This is a genomic window from Ideonella alba, from assembly GCF_018069875.1.
GTDB lineage: Bacteria > Pseudomonadota > Gammaproteobacteria > Burkholderiales > Burkholderiaceae_C > Ideonella > Ideonella alba.
In genome coordinates this window covers 54,733-73,559 of record NZ_JAGQDF010000001.1, presented here as the reverse complement: position 1 = coordinate 73,559, position 18,827 = coordinate 54,733, and the positions used below count along the sequence as shown (strand labels likewise).

The window sequence follows — 18,827 nt, the reverse complement described above, 5'->3', positions numbered from 1 at the left end:
GCGGCCTGCTGGGCGGCACTGTCGCAGCCTATCATCAGGCGTCCGCCCCGGCCTGCCCCCCGCATGACTGATGCCGCCCCGCTGTCCGCGCTGATCGACCTGGCCTGGCAGGCGCATGCGCAGGACCGCTGCGCGCCCAACCCGGCGGTGGCGGCGCTGCGCGCCCACGCACCCGATGATGCGCTGGCCCAGGGCCTGGCCGCCACGTTCGAGGGCCGGCGCCAGCTCTGGCTGGGCGACACCGCAGCGTACGAGGACGCGCTGGCCGACGCCCGCCGCCACCTGGCTGGCCTGTCCCCGGCCCACCCGGGCCGGCAGGCGCTGGCCATGGCCTGCGACGACCTGGCCACGCAGTGGCTGCACCGGCACAACCGCGCCGACGAGGTGGTGGCGCTGCTGACGCCCTGGCTGGCCCACCTGGCGCCGCCCACGCACCCGCTGCAGACCTTCACGCTGCTCCATCGCCTGGCCGTGGCACACGAGCGGCTCAGGCAGCCCGAGATGGCGCTGCGCCACCACTTCGAGGCGATCCAGACCGCCCGCGCGGTGCATGCCCCGGTGCTGCTGGCCATCGCCCTGGGCAGCCTGGGCGGCTACCAGGCCAGCCTGCTCGACCACCAGGGCGCGATCGAACACTGCCGCGAGGCCTGGTCGCTGTGCGCCGACACCGACCAGTGGCCGGCCATCCATGTGGCCGGCATCAACCTGATGATGGCGCTCAGCGGCACCGACCAGCACGCCCAGGCCGCGGCGCTGGCCGACCGGCTGTCGGCGTGGGAGGCGCACTTCAACGCCTACCAGCGCTGGGTCCGCAGTGCGTTCTATGGCTCGGTCTACCAGCGTGCCGGCCGGCTGGAGCTGGCCCAGCACTGGCTGGATGTGTCGCTGCCGCTGTGCGCCGACCCGGCGCACCCGCCGGTCGAGTGGGTCTGGGGGCAGGCGGCGGTCTGGACCGACCAGGGCCGAGCGCGCGAGGCCTGGGACCTGCTGGAGCGGCTGCGCCAGCACGACCCCGAGGGCTTCGAAGGCGCCACGTTTCCGGCCGATGCCTGCCGCCTGCACGACGAGGCCGCCCGCGCCTGCGAAGCCCTGGGCGACCTGGCCGGCGCGCTGCGCCACCAGCGCCGCGCGGCCACGCTGGGCGAGCAGGCCCACCGGCGCGCGGCCGAGGCCCAGCGCCTGGCCCTGTCGATCCGGCTGGAGCTGGCCCGCCTGGCCGACCAGCGCGACCGCGCGCTGCAGGAGGGCCGCCGCCTGGCCGAGCTGAACACCGCGCTGGCGCAGGCCGACGCCGCCAAGACCCGCTTCCTGGCCGCCGCCAGCCACGACCTGCGCCAGCCGCTGCATGCGCTGTCGCTGCGGGCGGCGATGTTCGAGCCCCTGCTGAACGACCCGGCGCAACACGCGATGCTGTCCGAAATGAACGCCTGCGTGCAGGCCTTGCGCGGCATGCTCGACAGCCTGCTGGACCTCTCGCGCGCCGAGGCCGGCGAGGCCCGCGCCCGGCCGGCCCCGCTGGACCTGCGCGACCTGCTGCTGCGCCTGGCCAGCGAACACCAGCCCCAGGCCGAGTCACGCGGGCTGCAGCTGAGCCTGCGTGTCAGCAACGCCTTGCCGCCGGCCGCACTGAGCGACGCGCTGCTGCTGGAGTCCCTGCTGCGCAACCTGCTGGGCAACGCCCTGAAGTACACGCCCGAGGGCACCGTGCTGCTGTGCGCCCGAGCCGCCCGCGACGGCACCGGCCAGCCGGTCTGGCGCCTGCAGGTGCGCGACAGTGGCATCGGCATCGCGGCCGAGCACCAGCAGGCGATCTTCGAGCCCTTTGTGCAGCTGGACAACCCGGGCCGCCAGCGCCAGCTGGGACAGGGCCTGGGGCTGGCCATCGTGCAGCGTCTGGCCCGCGCACTGGATCACCCGCTGAGCCTGCGCTCGGCGCCCGGCCGGGGCAGCTGTTTCGAGCTGCGCGTGCCCGGCCATGCGGGCCTGCCTGCTTCGGCGGCGCTGGTGGCGGCAACGCTGCCGCCGCTGCCGCGCCCCCTGCACCTGGCGGTGATCGAGGACGACGAGGGCAGCCGCCGTGCGCTGGCCGGCTGGCTGCGCAGCCAGGGCTGCCGGGTGACCGAGGGCGAAGACGCCCGGTCCATCGAAGCCGTGCTGGACACGCTGCCCGCGCTGGATGGCGTGATCACCGATCTGCAACTGGCTGCCGACGCCGGCGGCGACGGTGTGGCGCAGATCGAGCGCCTGCGCCTGCGCTGCGCTCACCCGCTGGCGGCCCTGATCGTCAGTGGCGACACGCGGCCCGATACCGCCGGGCGTCTGCAGGCCCTGGACCTGCCGTGCCTGCGCAAGCCGGTGGACCTGGCCGCGCTGCGCCAGTGGCTGGGCCGCATCACGCCGCAGCACCCTGGCTGAGCCCCACGTTGGGCGGGGTTCAGCGCGGTGGAACGCCGCCGTCGCCGCCGGCCGTCGGCCCGGACGATGCGCCGGTCCGCGTAGGATGGGCGCACGCTGAGCACCACCGCGGGAGAGCAACATGGACATCCGACACCGCATCTGCCTCTGGTACGACGGTACGGCGCTGGACGCCGCGCAGTTCTACGCGGCCACCTTTGCCGACAGCGCCGTCGGCGCGGTCTACCGGGCGCCGGCCGATTACCCCTCGGGCCGCGCGGGCGACGTGCTGACGGTCGAGTTCACCGTCCTGGGCATCGCCTGCCTGGGCCTGAACGGCGGCCCGGCCTTCCGCCACTCCGAGGCCTTTTCGTTCCAGGTGGTGACCGAGGACCAGGCCGAGACCGACCGGCTCTGGCACGCGATCATCGACCACGGCGGCCAGCCCAGCGCCTGCGGCTGGTGCAAGGACCGCTGGGGCCTGTCCTGGCAGATCACGCCGCGCGCCTTGTCCGAGGCGATTGCCGACCCGGACCCCGCCGCCGCGAAGCGTGCCTTCGAGGCGATGATGACCATGACGAAGATCGACATCGCCGCGGTCGAGGCGGCGCGGCGTGGGTAGCACCTGGCAAGGTGACCGGCCTTAGGGAGTGCCGCTGGGGCCCTGAGCGGCTATGTTGCAGCGTGTGTTCCCGTTCACTCGAGCCGTACCGATGACACGCACCCTGTTTGCCCTCGCCCTGGCCGCTGCCAGCCTCAGCGCCCAGGCCGCCGCCACCAAGATCACCGTCTTCAAGACCAGCTTCGACAACGGCGTCCCGGCGCAGATCGCGCCCGGCACGGCCGCCACCGAGGGCGTGCAAGGCTATGCCGGCCTGGCCTATGGCAAACGGGTCTTCGGCGGCCAGATGCTGCGCAGTGCCACCGGCAATGTGGTGACGCTCACGCTGACCGACCTGCCGGCCCACAGGCACCTGGGCATCGACTTCCTGTTCGCCGCGATCGATTCGCTCGATGGCACCGGCACCTTCCCGTCCGGCGACTTCCTCAACGTCGAGGTCGACGGCGTCTCGGTCTTCCGCGAATCCTTCGCCAACGCCACCGAGTCGCAGGTGCAGAGTTACCAGCCCAGCAAGCCCGGCTTCGTGCTGGCGCGCCGCGTGGACCTGGGCTTCAGCCAGGGCACCTACTACCTGGACAGCGCCTACTGGCTGGGCGGCGAGCCGCGCCTCAAGCGCATTGCCCACACCGCGTCGAGCGCCGTGATCACCTTCCGCATCGAAGGCGAGGGCATCCAGGACCTGAATGACGAGAGCTGGGGCATGGATGCGCTGAAGGTCGTCGTCTACTGAGTCGGGCTGTCCTGGGGATCGGCGTCCGGCTGGCGTGAGCGCCGGCGCTCCGCCTGCCGGGCGCTGCGCCGCGCCTCGCGGCGAGCGGCCCGCCGGTCCGCCTGGGCATCGCTCGGGGCCTTGGCGGCGGCGGGGGTTGCGGCAGCGGTGACCGACGCCGGGGCGGGCTTCGCGGCCACCGGCGCCAGAGGCGGCACCTGGGTCCTCAGCGGCATCGGCGCGCTGGCGGCGCGCGGCCGGGTGGTGCGCGGGGTCTCCACCGGCCCGTCGCCGGCCTCGTGCTCGTAGAGCTGGTCGAAGCTGCGCATGAACTCGGCCTCGTCCTCGGTCAGGCTGGCGATCAGCGCGCGCGCTTCCTCGTAGCCCGGCTGCTCGCGCAGGGCGTCCCGGTAGCCCGAGGGGCTGACATTGGCCGACACGTCGGCCAGGTCCAGGTCCAGACCGGTGCGGCGGCTGGCCGCCGCGACGAAGGCGGGCAGATGCTCGTGCTTGCCGATCAGCACCGGAAAAGGCGCCAGCAGACGCGCATGGAAGGGCCGCTGGGTGGTGCGCAGGAAGCGCAGCTGTCCCTGCGGCACCACGCGGCGGAAGGCCGGGAGTTCCAGCGCCTCGCGCAGGGTGCGTGCCTGCAGTTCGGCATGCAGGATATGCGACCGCTCGCGCCGGATGTAGGTGTAGAGCGACTCGATGCGTGCCACCGGCTCACGCAGCACCGCCATCAGCAGCGGCCGGCGCTCACGCAGCCCCAGCGGCAGCTTCCAGGCGGGGAAATGCCCGCCCACCAGGCGCACACCCATCCAGGATTCGGGCCGCTCCAGCAAGGACAGGTCGGTGATGAGTCGGGGGTGGCCCGCCTCGGCGGGCTGGCGCGACTCAGGGTTGCGGAACCACAGCAGCTCATCGCCCAGGGCCTGGTGGAAGACGGTGCGCAGGGTGGAGCCGGCGCTCTTGGGCACGTGAAGAAAAATGCTCGGGACCCGAGCCTGCGATGGGTACTGCGACATACAGCGCCCAGCGTACTGCACCGGCACGTCGCCGGCCAAGGGCTTATGTCACGCGCGGTCCGGCGCGATCAGACAAGAAAAAAGGGGGCGCCCGGCGCGGGCACCCCCTTGAATTCAGACGACGGCAGCACGCCGGGCCGGCCAGGCCAGGACGTACAGGCGCTGGCGCGACCTCAGTCGGCCTGCTTGCGCAGGAAGGCCGGGATCTCGATCTCGTCCATGCCGTTGCTGCTCAGCGCTTCGACCTTGGCGGCGGCCTGCGTGCGGCCAGTACGCCAGACGCTGGGCGTGGCCATGCCGGCGTAGTCGGTGGCGCCCATCACCGGGGCGGCGGTGGCACCGATCGGGCTGCTCAGCACCGGCAGGTTGTCGGTGCCGGTGCGCAGCACGGTCTGCGGCTGGCTCTGGGTCTGCACCACCGTCAGCGGCGCAGCCGCACGGCGGGCCGAGGACAGGCCGGTGGCGATCACGGTGACGCGCAGCTGGTCGCCCAGGCTGTCGTCGTAGGCGGTGCCGTAGATCACGTGCGCATCTTCCGCCGCGTAGCGACGGATGGTGTTCATCGCGTTCTTGCTTTCGCTCAGCTTGAAGGTGCTGCGCGCCGCAGCGATCAGCACCAGCACGCCACGCGCGCCGGACAGGTCGATGCCTTCGAGCAGCGGGCAGGCCACCGCCGCTTCAGCGGCCTTGGTGGCGCGGTCCGGGCCGCCGGCCATGGCCGTGCCCATCATCGCCTTGCCCGGCTCGCTCATCACGGTCTTGACGTCCTCGAAGTCGACGTTGACCAGGCCGGGGATGTGGATGATGTCCGAGATGCCGCCCACGGCGTTCTTCAGCACGTCATTGGCGTGGGCGAAGGCCTCTTCCTGGGTGACGTCGTCGCCCATGACCTCCAGCAGCTTCTCGTTGAGCACCACGATCAGGCTGTCGACATTGGCCTCCAGCTCGGTCACGCCGGCATCGGCCTGCTTGGAGCGGCGGCCGCCTTCGAATTCAAACGGCTTGGTGACCACGCCCACGGTCAGGATGCCCATGTCCTTGGCGATGCGGGCGATCACCGGCGCCGCGCCGGTGCCGGTGCCGCCACCCATGCCGGCGGTGATGAACAGCATGTGCGCGCCGGCGATGGCCTCGCGGATGCGGCCCTCGGCCTCCTGGGCGGCGCTGCTGCCGACCTCGGGCTTGGAGCCGGCGCCCAGGCCGGTGGTGCCCAGTTGCACCAGCTGGCCGGCGCCGCTGCGGTTGAGCGCCTGCGCGTCGGTGTTGGCGACGATGAACTCCACCCCCTGGACGCCCTGGGCGATCATGTGCTCGACCGCGTTGCCGCCGCCGCCGCCCACGCCGATCACCTTGATCTGCGTGCCCTGGTCGAAGTCTTCGATCATCTCGATGGCCATGTGGAACCTCCGTCGTGCTGTGTGCAGTTGCCTGAATGAAAAAACGCTGACTACCTGTGCGGATCGTTGAGTCGTCCGTCTTCGTGAATGCCGGCCCCGCCGGTCAGAAATTACCCAAGAACCAGTCCTTCGCCCGGCCGAACAAGGTCTTCACCGAGCCGGCCTGCTGTTGTGCCTTGTGACCGCGTGCATGGGCCAGTCGGGCTTCTTCCAGCAGGCCCATCACGGTGGCCGAGCGCGGGTTGGCCACCATGTCGAACAGCGGCCCCGAATAGGTGGGCAGACCCTTGCGCACGGGCTTGAGGAAGATGTCCTCGCCCAGCTCGACCATGCCCGGCATCACCGCCGTGCCGCCGGTGATCACGATGCCCGAGGACAGCAGCTCCTCGTAGCCCGAATCGCGGATCACCTGGTGCACCAGCGAGTAGATCTCTTCCACCCGCGGCTCGATCACGCCGGCCAGCGCCTGGCGGCTGAGCATGCGCGGCACGCGGTCGCCCAGGCCCGGCACCTCGACCTGCTCGTTCGGGTCGGCCAGCATCTGCTTGGCCACGCCGTACTCGACCTTGATTTCCTCGGCGTCCTTGGTGGGCGTGCGCAGCGCCATGGCGATGTCGCTGGTGATCAGGTCGCCGGCGATGGGGATGACCGCGGTGTGGCGGATCGAGCCACCGGTGAAGATGCTCACATCGGTGGTGCCGGCGCCGATGTCCACCACCGCCACGCCCAGGTCCTTCTCGTCGTCGGTCAGCACCGCGGCGGCGGCGGCGGTGGGCGACAGGCACAGCTGCTCGACCTCCAGGCCGCAGCGGCGCACGCACTTGACGATGTTCTCCGCCGCGCTCTGCGCGCCGGTGGCGATGTGCACCTTGACCTCGAGCCGGCTGCCGCTCATGCCGATCGGCTCCTTGACCTCGTGGCCGTCGATCACGAACTCCTGCGACTCCACCAGCAGCAGGCGCTGGTCGTTGGGGATGTTGATCGCCTTGGCGGTCTCGATGACGCGCGCCACATCGGTGGGCGTGACCTCGCGGTTGTCGCGCACGATCACCATGCCGGTGCTGTTCTGGCCGCGGATGTGGCTGCCGGTGATGCCGGTGTAGACGCGCTCGATCTTGCAGGCGGCCATCATCTCGGCCTCTTTGAGCGCCTGCTGGATGCTCTGCACCGTGGCGTCGATGTTGACCACCACGCCGCGCTTCAGGCCATGCGAGCTGGCCACCCCCAGGCCGGCAACGCGCAGCTCACCACCCACGACCTCGGCCACCACCGCCATCACCTTGGCGGTGCCGATGTCCAGGCCGACAACGAGATCCTTGTATTCCTTGGCCATGGCCTTCCTCAGTGGGCTCCGTTGGGCGTGGCGGCAGCCCCGGGACCGCCCTTGAAGCGCACCGCGTAACCGTCGGCGTGCCGCAGGTCGGCGTAATCGATGGATCGGCGGCTGGCGCCTCCGACCTGGGTGATGGTGCGCACGAAGCGCGCGGTGCGTTCCAGCACCTCGGTCTCGCTGCCGCGGCCCAGCTCGACGGCGACACCGTCGTCCAGCTCGACCCGCCAGGACCCGCGACCCGACAGCGACAGGCTCACCGGCTCGCGGCCCAGCGGCTCGAAGACCGGGCGCAGTTGTCGGTACATGGCCAGGATCTGCGGCGCTTCGGCCAGCGGGCCGGCGAAATCGGGCAGCTGGGCCTCGTCGACGTCGCCCAGGTTGGCCTCGAAGACCTCGCCGTGGCTGTTGACCAGGCGGTCATCGCCCTCCTCGCCCTTCCACACCGCCACCGGATGGTGTTCCTCGAGCTGCACCACCAGCCGGTTCGGCCAGACCTTGCGCACCACCGCGTGGCGCACCCAGGGCACGGCCTCGAAGGCCTCGCGAGCGGCCTGCAGGTTCAGGGTGAAGAAGTTGCCGGCCAGGCGCGGCATCACATGGGCGCGCACGGTGGCCGCGTTGTTACGCGCGGTTTCACCTTCCAGACGGATCTGGCGCAGCGCGAACGCCGGCTGGCGCGCCACCCAGGCCGCCGCGCCCAGCGCTAGCGTGCCCAGCGCGAGCAGGCCCACGAGCGCCGCGGTGGCGTTCATCAGGCGGATGTCGGCGGGCAGGGTGGCGGCCATGGTGGGTCAGGCGTCCTTGTGGGCCACGCTGTCGAGCGTGGCGCCGGCCAGCAGGTGCAGGCACAGCTGCTCATAACTGATGCCGGCGTGCGCCGCCGACTTGGGCACCAGCGAATGGCTGGTCATGCCCGGCGAGGTGTTCATCTCCAGCAGGAAGGGCTGGCGGTCGCTGGCGCGGATCATCAGGTCGGCACGGCCCCAGCCGCGGCAGCCCAGCAGGCGATAGGCCTGCACCACCAGGCGCTGGATCGCGCGCTCCTCGGCCTCGGACAGGCCGCTCGGGCACAGGTAGGTGGTGTCGTTGGAGACGTACTTGTGTTCGAAGTCGTAGTTGCCGTCGGGGGCCACGATGCGCACCACCGGCAGTGCGACGGCGGCGTCACCCTCTCCCAGCACCGGGCAGGTGACTTCGTCGCCATCGATGAATTCTTCGCAAAGCACGTCGGAGTCGTATTGTGCCGCGAGAGTGACCGCTTCCATCACATTTGAGTAGCCTTCGACCTTGGTGACACCAAAGGACGAACCCTCGCGCGCCGGCTTGACGATCATCGGCAGGCCCAGCACGTCGGGCACGGCGCGCGTGTCTTCCCGCGTGTGATGGCCTTTTCCGAGGAGACGCCAGGCGGGTGTGGGCAGGCCCTCGGCCATCCAGACCCGCTTGGTCATGACCTTGTCCATGGCGATCGCCGAGGCCATCACGCCCGAGCCGGTGTAGGGAATGCCCAACAGCTCGAGCGCGCCCTGCACCGTGCCGTCCTCGCCGCCGCGACCATGCAGCGCGATGAAGCAGCGCTGGAAGCCCTCGCGCTTGAGTTCACCCAGCTCGCGCTCGGCCGGGTCGAAGGGGTGCGCGTCCACGCCCTGCGAGCGCAGCGCAGCCAGCACGCCGGGGCCGGACATCGTGGCCGAGACCTCGCGCTCGGCCGAGTGGCCGCCCATCAGCACCGCCACCTTGCCCAGTGTCTTGACGTCGATCGCCTTCATGCCGCGCTGCTCCCTGCGAGTTCCACCACCTTGGCCGGCACGCCGCCGATCGATCCGGCGCCCATCAGGATCACCACGTCGCCGTCGCGCGTGAAGTCGAGCAGCTGCTGCGGCAACTCGGCCACGTCGTCGACGAAGACCGGATCCACCTTGCCCGCCACGCGCAGCGCGCGCGCCAGCGAGCGGCCATCGGCCGCCACGATCGGTGCCTCGCCGGCGGCGTAGACCTCGGTCAGCAGCACCGCATCGGCCTGGCCCATCACCTTGACGAAGTCCTCGAAGCAGTCGCGGGTGCGGGTGTAGCGGTGCGGCTGGAAGGCCAGCACCAGGCGCTGGCCCGGGAAGGCGCCGCGCGCCGCCGACAGCACCGCGGCCATCTCCACCGGGTGGTGGCCGTAGTCGTCGATCAGCGTGACCGCGCCGCCCTGGGTGGGCCGCACCTCGCCCCAGCGCTGGAAGCGCCGGCCGACGCCGCTGAACTTGGCCAGCGCCGCGACGATCGGCGCGTCGGGCAGTTCCAGCTCGGTGGCGATGGCGATCGCCGCCAGCGCGTTGCGCACGTTGTGCTCGCCGGGCAGGTTCAGCGTGATCTGCAGGTCGGGCATCACCACGCCGTTGCGGCGCTGGCAGGTGAAGCGCATCTGGCCGCCGGGCAGGGCCTGCACGTCGATCGCCCGCACCTGCACGTCCTCGCCCAGGCCGTAGGTGACCACCGGTCGCGAGATCATCGGCACGATGCTCTTCACGCCAGGGTCGTCGCCGCAGACGATGGCGGCACCGTAGAAGGGCATGCGGTGCAGGAAGTCGACGAAGGCGGCCTTCAGCCGCGCGAAGTCGTGGCCGTAGGTGTCCATGTGGTCGGCGTCGATGTTGGTGACGACCGACAGGATGGGCATCAGGTTCAGGAACGAAGCATCGGATTCATCGGCCTCGACGACGATGAAGTCGCCCGAGCCCAGCGCCGAGTTGGCACCGGCCGAGTTGAGCTTGCCGCCGATCACGAAGGTCGGGTCCAGCCCGGCCTCGGCCAGCACGCTGGTGACCAGCGAGGTGGTGGTGGTCTTGCCGTGGGTGCCGGCGATCGCGATGCCCTTCTTCAGGCGCATCAGCTCGGCCAGCATCACCGCGCGCGGCACCACCGGCACGCGCCGGGCGCGGGCGGCGATGACCTCGGGGTTGTCGCCCTTGACCGCGGTGGAGGTGACCAGCGCCTCGGCGCCGGCGATGTGGGCGGCGTCGTGGCCGGTGTGGATGCGGATGCCCAGCTCAGCCAGGCGGCGCGTGACCGCGCTGTCGGACTGGTCCGAGCCGGACACGGTGTAGCCCAGGTTGTGCAGGATTTCGGCGATGCCGCTCATGCCGGCACCGCCGACGCCCACGAAGTGGATGTGCTTGACGGCGTGCTTCATGCCACCAGTCCCTCGATCTCGTCAGCCACCTTCGCGGCGGCATGGGGGCGGGCCAGGCCGCGCGCGGCCTCGGCCATCGCCAGCAGCTTGTCGCGCGACAGGCCCTGCAGCAGGTCGGCCAGCGACTGCGGGGTCATCTCGGTCTGCGGCAGGTGGATCGCGGCGCCACGCTCGGCCATCCAGGCCGCGTTGTCGCGCTGGTGCGAGGTGGTCGAGACGATCAGCGGCACCAGCACGCTGGCCACACCGCCGGCACACAGCTCACTCACCGTGATCGCGCCGGCGCGGCACAGCACCACATCGCAGTCGGCCAGGCGACGGTCCATGTCATCGATGAAGGGCAGGATCTCGGCCTCGACGCCCAGCGTGGCGTAGCGCCCGCGCACATCGTCCAGGTGGGCCATGCCGGTCTGGTGCGTGACCTGCGGGCGGGCATCGGCCGGCAGGTGTGCCAGTGCGGCGGGCAGGGTCTCGTTGAGCACCTTGGCACCCAGGCTGCCGCCCACCAGCAGCAGGCGCAGCGGACCCTCGCGGCCGGCGAAGCGCGCGGCGGGCTGCGGCATCTGCTCGATCTCCTGGCGCACCGGGTTGCCGGTGACCTTGCCATGGCGCACGCGTGCGGCGTCGGGGCCGTCGAAACCGAAGGCCACCGCGTCGGCCACCGGCAGCAGCGCCTTGTTGCTCATCAGCAGCGCCGCGTCGGCGTTCACCAGCATCAGCGGCTTGCCCAGCAGCGAGGCCATCAGCCCGCCCGGGAAGCAGACATAGCCGCCCATGCCCAGCACCGCGTCGGCGCGGCGCTGGCGCAGGATGCGCAGCGCGTCCCAGAAGGCCTTGAGCAGGCGCACACCGCCGGTCAGCGTGTGCAGCCAACCCTTGCCGCGCAGGCCGGTGAAGGACAGCCGGTCCATGCTGATGCCGCTGGGCGGCACCAGCCGGTTCTCCATGCCACCCTCGGTGCCCAGCCAGCTGACGGTCCAGCCGCGCGAGAGCATCTCGCGCGCCACCGCCAGGCCGGGAATCACGTGGCCGCCCGTGCCGGCTGCCATGACCACGAGGTGACGGCTCACGCGCGCCCTCCCCGCATCAATTGGCGATTCTCTTGGTCGACGCGCAAGACGATGGCAAGCGCGATCAGGTTCATCAGGATGCCCGAGCCGCCATAGCTCAGCAGCGGCAGCGTCAGGCCCTTGGTGGGCAGCACGCCCAGGTTGACGCCCATGTTGATGAAGCTCTGGCCGCCGAACCACACGCCGATGCCCTGCACCATCAGGCCGGCGAAGACGCGGTCCAGCGCGATCGCCTGGCGGCCGATGACGAAGATGCGGCGGGTCAGCCAGAAGAAGGCCAGCACCACCGACAGCACGGCGACGAAGCCGAGCTCCTCGCCGATCACCGCCAGCAGGAAGTCGGTGTGCGCCTCGGGCAGGTAGTGCAGCTTCTCGATCGACGAGCCCAGGCCCTGACCGAACAGCTCGCCGCGGCCGAAGGCGATCAGCGAGTGCGTCAGCTGGTAGGCCTTGCCCTGGGCGTAGTCGGGGTTCCAGGGGTCGAGGTAGGCGAAGATGCGCTGGCGGCGGAATTCGCTGAAGACGATCATCAGCACGAAGGCGCCGACCAGCACCGCCACGCTGAGCAGGAACATCCGGCCGTTGACGCCGCCCAGGAACAGGATGGCCAGCGCCACTGCGGCGATCACCATGAAGGCGCCCATGTCAGGCTCGGCCAGCAGCAGCACGCCGATCACGCCCAGCGACACCGCCATCGGCCAGACCGCCTTGAAGAAGTTCTCCTTGACGTCCATCTTGCGGACCATGTAGCTGGCCGCGTACATCGCGATCGACAACTTGGCCAGCTCGCTGGGCTGGAAGTTCATCACCCCCAGCGGCAGCCAGCGCCGCGCACCGTTGACGCCCTTGCCCACGTGCGGGATCAGCACCACGATCAGCATCGCCAGCGAGATCGCGAACAGCCACGGCGCCCACTTCTCCCACACCGCGATCGGGATCTGCAGCGTGATCAGCGCGGCGACGAAGGACACCACAATGAACATCGCCTGGCGGCCCAGGAAATAGGTGGGCGTGTACTTGGCGAACTTGGGGTTGTCGGGCAGCGCCACCGAGGCCGAATAGACCATCACCAGGCCCAGCGCCAGCAGCGCCACCGTCACCCAGATCAGGGCCAGGTCGATGCCGGCGATGGCGGCCGGGCGGCCTTCGCTGCCGCCCACCCAGTCGCGGATCGGCGGCAGCGGCTCACTGCCCTCGCCCCGGCGGCCGAACAGGCCCGCCAGGCGGGCGCGCCAGCCGGCCACATCGGGCTTGAGCGCGGCGGCGAAGTTCATGACAGCAGCTCCCCGCGATCATGCGCCAGCTGCTGCACCGCGTCGGCAAAGACCTGGGCGCGGTGGGCGTAGTTGCGGAACATGTCCAGGCTGGCGCAGGCCGGGCTGAGCAACACGGCGTCGCCTTCCTGCGCCTGCGCGAAGCACCAGGGCACGGCGGCCTCCAGCGTGTCGTGGCGCTGCATCGGCACCCCCGTGCCGGCCAGCGCGGCGGCGATGGCCTCGGCGTCGCGGCCGATCAGGGCCACCGCACGCACATGGCGCTGCACTGGCTGGGCCAGCGGCGCGAAGTCCTGGCCCTTGCCGTCACCGCCCAGGATCACCACCAGCTTGCTGCTGACGCGGTCCTCGCCCAGGCCCTTGATCGCCGCCACGGTGGCGCCGACATTGGTGCCCTTGCTGTCGTCCACCGCCTCGATGCCACCCACGATGCCGATCGGCTCGACGCGGTGCGGCTCGCCGCGGTACTCGCGCAAGCCGTGCAGCATCGGCGCCAGCGGGCAGCCGATCGCCGTGGCCAGCGCCAGCGCGGCCAGCGCATTGCTGGCGTTGTGGCGGCCGCGGATGCGCAGCGCATCGGCAGGCATCAGGCGCTGGATGATCAGCTCTTCCTCTTCACCCTTCTTGCGCTTGATGGTCTCATCAGCGGGCATCGCGCGCACCAGCCAGGCCATGCCGCCCTCGGTGACCAGACCGAAGTCGCCCGGGCGCTGCGGTGCGTCCAGACCGAAGCGCAGCACCGCGCGGCCCACCGCCTTGGCGGGCTTGCCGCGGCCGCCCTTGACGAGTTGCGGCGCGGGCACCATGGCCTCGACCAGCGGCTCGTCACGGTTGATGACCATCAGCCCCTGCTCGCCGAAGATGCGCGCCTTGGCCGCGGCGTAGGCGGCCATGTCGCCGTGCCAGTCCAGGTGGTCCTGGCTGATGTTGAGCACGGTGGCGGCGCTGGGCTCGAAGCCGCGCACGCCGTCGAGCTGGAAGCTGCTGAGCTCCAGCACCCAGACCTGGGGCAGGTGGGCGAACACCGGATCCTTGGGAGGGGGAGGTGCCAGCACGAGCGGCGCCCCCTCCTCCCCAGGTTCAGATCCGTCCGCGGTATCGTCCGCGGGCTCCCCATGCACCCCTGGCGCGTCGATCGCCGCCCCGGCCGTGTCTCCGGCGGGTTCGGCGTACTGCCCAACGACGTCCTCAGGTGTCTCGTGCTCGGCCTCAGTCTGTTCGGCAGCGGCGGCCTCGGGCGCCGGCTCCAGCGCCAGCGCAGCGGCCAGCGTGTCCAGCATCGTCGGGCCGATGTTGCCCGCCAGGCCCACGCGCAGGCCGGCGCGCTCGACCAGCATCGCCGTCAGCGAGGTGGTCGTGGTCTTGCCATTGGTGCCGGTGATCGCCAGCACCTTGGGCGCATAGCCGCGCGCAGTCTTCAGGTCGGCCAGCGCGTGGGCGAACAGGTCCAGCTCGCCCATCACCGCCAGCCCTTGGGCGCGCGCGGCGTCCAGCAGCGGCGCGATGCGCGCATCGGTGGGCGCCAGGCCGGGGCTTTTCAGCACCAGCCTGGCGTCACCCAGTTGCCCGGCCCCCAAGGCACCGCTGAACAGCGTGGCCGCGGGCACGTCGGTCGCCAGCGCGGCGGCCTGCGGCGGCGCCTCGCGCGAATCCCAGACCCGGATCGTCGCCGCGCCCTGGCGGGCGCACCAACGCGCCATCGCCAGACCGGAGTCACCCAGGCCCAGGATCAGCACGGAGAGGTCGTGGAGGAAATGCACGGTCAGCGAAGCTTCAGTGATGCCAGGCCGACCAGGCACAGCAGCATGGTGATGATCCAGAAACGGATGACGACCTGGGTCTCGTTCCAGCCCGACTTTTCGAAATGGTGGTGCAGCGGCGCCATCAGCAGGATGCGTCGGCCCTCGCCGTACTTGCGCCTGGTGTACTTGAACCAGCCCACCTGAAGCGCCACCGACGCCGCCTCGACGACGAACACGCCGCCCATGATCCCGAGCAGGATCTCCTGGCGCGTGATCACCGCCACCGTGCCCAGCGCGCCACCCAGCGCCAGGGCGCCGACGTCGCCCATGAAGACCTGCGCCGGGTAGGCGTTGAACCACAGGAAGGCCAGGCCGGCCCCGCTGATCGCGGCGCAGAAGATCATCAGCTCGCCCGCGCCGGGAATGTGCGGGAACAGCAGGTACTTCGAGTACACCGCATTGCCCACGACATAGCTGAAGATCGCCAGTGCCGCCGCCACCAGCACCACCGGCATGATCGCCAGGCCGTCCAGGCCGTCGGTCAGGTTGACCGCGTTGCTCATGCCGACGATGACGAACCAGGCGAAGAACATGAAGCCGAACACGCCCAGCGGGTAGCTGACCGTCTTGAAGAAGGGCAGCATCAGGTCGGCCTTGGGCGGCAGGTCGTTCGAGAAGCCGCTCTGGATCCAGCGGAAGAACAGCTCGATCACGCGCAGGTTGCTGGTCTCGGACACGCTGAAGGCCAGGTAGATCGCGGCCAGCACGCCGATCAGCGTCTGCCACATGAACTTCTCGCGCGAGGCCATGCCCTCGGGGTTCTTGTCGACCACCTTGCGCCAGTCATCGACCCAGCCGATCGCGCCGAAGCCGAAGGTGACGATCATCACGATCCAGACGAAGCGGTTGCTCCAGTCGCTCCACAGCAGCGTGGCGACGAAGATGCCGATCAGGATCAGCGCGCCGCCCATGGTGGGCGTGCCGCTCTTGACCAGGTGCGTTTCCATCGCATAGCCGCGCACCGGCTGGCCGATCTTCAGCTCGGTCAGGCGGCGGATCAGCCAGGGGCCGAAGGCCAGGCCGATCAGCAGCGCGGTCATCGCCGCCAGCACCGCACGGAAGGTGATGTACTGGAAGACGCGCAGAAAGCCCAGGCTCTCCGGGTACAGGGATTGCAGCCATTGGGCCAGACTCAGCAGCATGCGCCCTCCTGCGCCGGATCGGCGGCCTGCAGGGCCGCCACCACCCGCTCCATCTGCATGAAGCGCGATCCCTTGACCAGCACCGATGCGAACGCGGGCGCCTCGTTCAGCGCCGCCAGCAGCTGGGGCACCTCGGCAAAATGGCGCCCGCCGGCGGCACGCGCGGCATCGGCCGCCAGCGTGCCGGTGCACCAGACAGTCTCGATGCCGCGTTCACGCGCATAGGCGCCCACCTCGGTGTGGAAGGCCGGTCCCTGGTCGCCCACCTCGCCCATGTCGCCCAGCAGCAGCCAGCGCGGCGCCGGCAACGCGGCCAGCACGTCGATCGCGGCACGCACCGAATCGGGGTTGGCGTTGTAGGTGTCGTCGATCAGGGTCAGCGCGCGGCCGCCGCGTGCCAGCGGCTTGACCTGCGAGCGACCCTTGACCGGCTCGAAGGCGGCCAGGCCGTCGCGCACCGCCGACAGCGGGATGCCGGCGGCCAACGCCGAAGCCGCCGCGGCCAGCGCGTTCTTGACGTTGTGCTGTCCGGCGATGCGCAGCGCCAGACCGGCCTCGCCCTGCGGCGTGCGCAGACGCAGCGCCCAGTGGTCGATGTCCCAGCGCGCCTCGCCGGTGACGTCGGCGGCCGCGCCGAGCGCAAAGCTCAGCGTGCGGCGGGCGCCGGCCAGCTCGCGCCAGACGGCGGTGTAGGCGTCATCGGCCGGGAAGACCGCCACGCCTTCGGCGGGCAGCGCGCTGATCGCGCAGCCGTTCTCGCGCGCCACGGCCTCGACCGTGCCCATGAACTCCTGGTGCTCGCGCTGCGCGTTGTTGACCAGGGCCACCGTGGGCTGGGCGATCGCGGCCAGCTCGGCGATCTCGCCCGGGTGGTTCATGCCCAGCTCGACCACCGCCGCCGCATGCCCGTTCAGGCGCAGCACGGTCAGCGGCACGCCGATGTGGTTGTTCAGGTTGCCGCTGGTGGCCAGCGCGCGCTCGCCATGGGCGGCGCGCAGGATGCTGGCGATCATCTGCGTGACCGTGGTCTTGCCATTGCTGCCGGTCACGGCGATCAGCGGCAGCGTCTGCGTGGCACGCCAGGCGGTGGCCAGGCGCTGCAGGCCGCGCAGGCTGTCGGCCACCTGCAGGCCCGGCAGGCCGGCCTCGGCCAGACCGCGCTCGGCCAGCGCGGCCACCGCGCCGGCGGCACGGGCCTGGGGCAGGAAGTCGTGCGCGTCGAAGCGCTCGCCGAGCAGCGCGACGAACAGGTCGCCCGGCTGCAGCGTACGGGTGTCGGTGTGCACGCGGGCGAAGTCCACGCCAGCGTCGCCCAACAGCGCGGCATCGGCGCCGAGCAGCTGGGCAGCACGACCGAGCGACATCAGCGTCATGCGGTGGCCCTCGCGTGCAGCGCGCCAGCCGCGACCGCGGCATCCGAGAACGGGTGGCGCACGCCGTGCACCTCCTGGTAGTCCTCATGGCCCTTGCCGGCGATCAGCACCACGTCCTGCGGGCCGGCCGCGGCCAGCGCCTCGAGGATGGCCAGGCGGCGGTCCACCTCCACCGTCAGCTTGAGCGTGCCAGCGCCCTCCGACAGGCCGCTGACGATCTGCTCGATGATGGCCTGCGGGTCCTCGGAGCGCGGGTTGTCGCTGGTGACCACCACGCGGTGGGCATAGCGCTCGGCGATCGCGCCCATCAGCGAACGCTTGCCCGGGTCGCGGTCGCCGCCGCAGCCGAACACGCACCAGAGCTGGCCGCCACGCGCCTCAGCCAGCGGCTTGAGCGCGCCCAGGGCCTTGTCCAGGGCGTCGGGGGTGTGGGCGTAGTCGACCACCACTTCGGGGCCGGCGCCCTCGCCCACCACGCGCTGCATGCGGCCGGGCACCGGCGTCACGCGGGCGGCCGCGGCCACGGCTTCGGACAGCGGCACGCCCAGCGCACGCAGCGCGCCGATCACCACCAGCAGGTTGCTGACGTTGTAGTCGCCGATCAGGCCGGTGCGCGCCTCGGCGCGCCGGTCGCCCTCGACCACCGAGAACACCAGGCCGCCGTCTTCCCAGCGCACATGCTGGGCCGACAGGCGCGCCTCACCCTCGACCGACACCGTCCACAGCGCCGGGCCGCGGCCAGCCAGCTCGGCCACCAGCTCGGCGCCGGTGGGGTCGTCGACATTGATCACCGCCGCCTTCAGACCCGGCCAGTCGAACAGCGCGCGCTTGGCGGCGCGGTAGGTGGCCATGTCGCCGTGGTAGTCCAGGTGGTCCTGCGTGAAGTTGGTGAACAGCGCCACATCGATGGCGGTGGCATCCAGCCGGTGCTCGACGATGCCGATCGACGAGGCCTCGATCGCGCAGGCCGCATAGCCGGCGTCGACCATGCGGCGAAAACCCTGCTGCAGCACCACCGGGTCGGGGGTGGTCAGACCGGTGTAGACGATCTCGCCGGCGTCGTCGCCCGGCGTGGGCGGCGTGCCCACGCCCAGCGTGCCGACCACGCCGCAGCGCTGGCCCAGCAGCGACAGCGCCTGGGCCGTCCACCAGGCGGTGCTGGTCTTGCCATTGGTGCCGGTGGTGGCCACCACCCGCAACGCGGCGCTGGGCTGGCGGTAGAAGGCATGGGCGATCAGCGGCGTTGCGGCCTTCAGGCCGGGCAGCACCGCGATGCGGGCGTCGTCGAAACCGAAGGCCTCGATGCCCTCGGCCTCGACCAGGCAGGTCGAGGCGCCGGCCTCCAGCGCCGCCTGCACGAAGCGGCGGCCGTCGGTGGCGTAGCCGGGCCAGGCGATGAAGGCATCACCCGGTCGGACCTGGCGGCTGTCGGTGCGCAGCGCACCGGTGACCCAGGAGCTGAGCCAGCGGGCGGCGGCGTCGGGATTCTTCAGGCGGGTCAGCGGCAT

15 protein-coding genes are annotated in these 18,827 nt (G+C 71.1%); 3 read left to right on the top strand and 12 right to left on the bottom strand.

Annotation, left to right across the window (positions count from 1 at the left end; all coding sequences use genetic code 11):
• Positions 1 to 63 precede the first annotated feature (63 nt).
• From KAK07_RS00335 to KAK07_RS00325, 3 genes are all read left to right on the top strand, one after another.
• Entirely contained in the window at positions 64 to 2,415 is a 2,352-nt protein-coding gene (locus KAK07_RS00335; RefSeq protein ID WP_210858327.1) for a hybrid sensor histidine kinase/response regulator, read from the top strand.
• A 121-nt stretch (positions 2,416 to 2,536) separates the two neighbouring features.
• Positions 2,537 to 3,016 carry a VOC family protein gene (locus KAK07_RS00330; RefSeq protein WP_210858326.1) on the top strand — a complete coding sequence of 160 codons (480 nt, stop codon included), beginning with the start codon at positions 2,537 to 2,539 and terminating at the stop codon, positions 3,014 to 3,016.
• A gap of 91 nt (positions 3,017 to 3,107) precedes the next feature.
• Complete coding sequence (locus KAK07_RS00325; RefSeq protein WP_210858323.1) at positions 3,108 to 3,746, top strand: PEP-CTERM sorting domain-containing protein; 639 nt, start codon at positions 3,108 to 3,110, stop codon at positions 3,744 to 3,746.
• Here KAK07_RS00325 and KAK07_RS00320 read toward each other — a convergent pair.
• From KAK07_RS00320 to KAK07_RS00265, 12 genes are all read right to left on the bottom strand, one after another.
• Entirely contained in the window at positions 3,740 to 4,702 is a 963-nt protein-coding gene (locus tag KAK07_RS00320) for a hypothetical protein (RefSeq protein WP_210858322.1), read from the bottom strand. The two genes, KAK07_RS00325 and KAK07_RS00320, sit on opposite strands and share 7 nt — an antisense overlap.
• Positions 4,703 to 4,923: 221 nt before the next feature.
• Complete coding sequence (gene ftsZ, locus KAK07_RS00315) at positions 4,924 to 6,147, bottom strand: cell division protein FtsZ (protein ID WP_210854793.1); 1,224 nt, start codon at positions 6,145 to 6,147, stop codon at positions 4,924 to 4,926.
• A gap of 103 nt (positions 6,148 to 6,250) precedes the next feature.
• Positions 6,251 to 7,480: a cell division protein FtsA gene (ftsA, locus tag KAK07_RS00310; protein ID WP_210800742.1), complete on the bottom strand. Its 1,230-nt coding sequence runs from the start codon at positions 7,478 to 7,480 to the stop codon at positions 6,251 to 6,253.
• An 8-nt stretch (positions 7,481 to 7,488) separates the two neighbouring features.
• A complete protein-coding gene (locus tag KAK07_RS00305) occupies positions 7,489 to 8,265 on the bottom strand; it encodes a cell division protein FtsQ/DivIB (protein WP_210854794.1) in 777 nt (258 codons plus the stop codon).
• Between the two features lie 6 nt (positions 8,266 to 8,271).
• Positions 8,272 to 9,249 carry a D-alanine--D-alanine ligase gene (locus KAK07_RS00300; RefSeq protein WP_210854795.1) on the bottom strand — a complete coding sequence of 326 codons (978 nt, stop codon included), beginning with the start codon at positions 9,247 to 9,249 and terminating at the stop codon, positions 8,272 to 8,274.
• Positions 9,246 to 10,658: a UDP-N-acetylmuramate--L-alanine ligase gene (gene murC, locus KAK07_RS00295; RefSeq protein ID WP_210854797.1), complete on the bottom strand. Its 1,413-nt coding sequence runs from the start codon at positions 10,656 to 10,658 to the stop codon at positions 9,246 to 9,248. Before murC ends, KAK07_RS00300 begins: the two co-directional genes overlap by 4 nt.
• Complete coding sequence (gene murG / locus KAK07_RS00290; RefSeq protein WP_210854954.1) at positions 10,655 to 11,707, bottom strand: undecaprenyldiphospho-muramoylpentapeptide beta-N-acetylglucosaminyltransferase; 1,053 nt, start codon at positions 11,705 to 11,707, stop codon at positions 10,655 to 10,657. The genes murC and murG overlap by 4 nt, the downstream gene beginning before the upstream one ends.
• Positions 11,708 to 11,724: 17 nt before the next feature.
• Positions 11,725 to 13,002, bottom strand: coding sequence for a putative lipid II flippase FtsW (gene ftsW / locus KAK07_RS00285; protein ID WP_210858320.1), 1,278 nt, complete (start codon positions 13,000 to 13,002; stop codon positions 11,725 to 11,727).
• A complete protein-coding gene (murD, locus tag KAK07_RS00280) occupies positions 12,999 to 14,762 on the bottom strand; it encodes a UDP-N-acetylmuramoyl-L-alanine--D-glutamate ligase (protein ID WP_375141209.1) in 1,764 nt (587 codons plus the stop codon). The genes ftsW and murD overlap by 4 nt, the downstream gene beginning before the upstream one ends.
• A 2-nt stretch (positions 14,763 to 14,764) precedes the next feature.
• A complete protein-coding gene (mraY, locus tag KAK07_RS00275) occupies positions 14,765 to 15,946 on the bottom strand; it encodes a phospho-N-acetylmuramoyl-pentapeptide-transferase (RefSeq protein ID WP_210858318.1) in 1,182 nt (393 codons plus the stop codon).
• Entirely contained in the window at positions 15,937 to 17,319 is a 1,383-nt protein-coding gene (locus KAK07_RS00270; RefSeq protein ID WP_375141208.1) for a UDP-N-acetylmuramoyl-tripeptide--D-alanyl-D-alanine ligase, read from the bottom strand. The genes mraY and KAK07_RS00270 overlap by 10 nt, the downstream gene beginning before the upstream one ends.
• Positions 17,316 to 18,827 carry a UDP-N-acetylmuramoyl-L-alanyl-D-glutamate--2,6-diaminopimelate ligase gene (locus KAK07_RS00265; protein WP_210854807.1) on the bottom strand — a complete coding sequence of 504 codons (1,512 nt, stop codon included), beginning with the start codon at positions 18,825 to 18,827 and terminating at the stop codon, positions 17,316 to 17,318. Before KAK07_RS00265 ends, KAK07_RS00270 begins: the two co-directional genes overlap by 4 nt.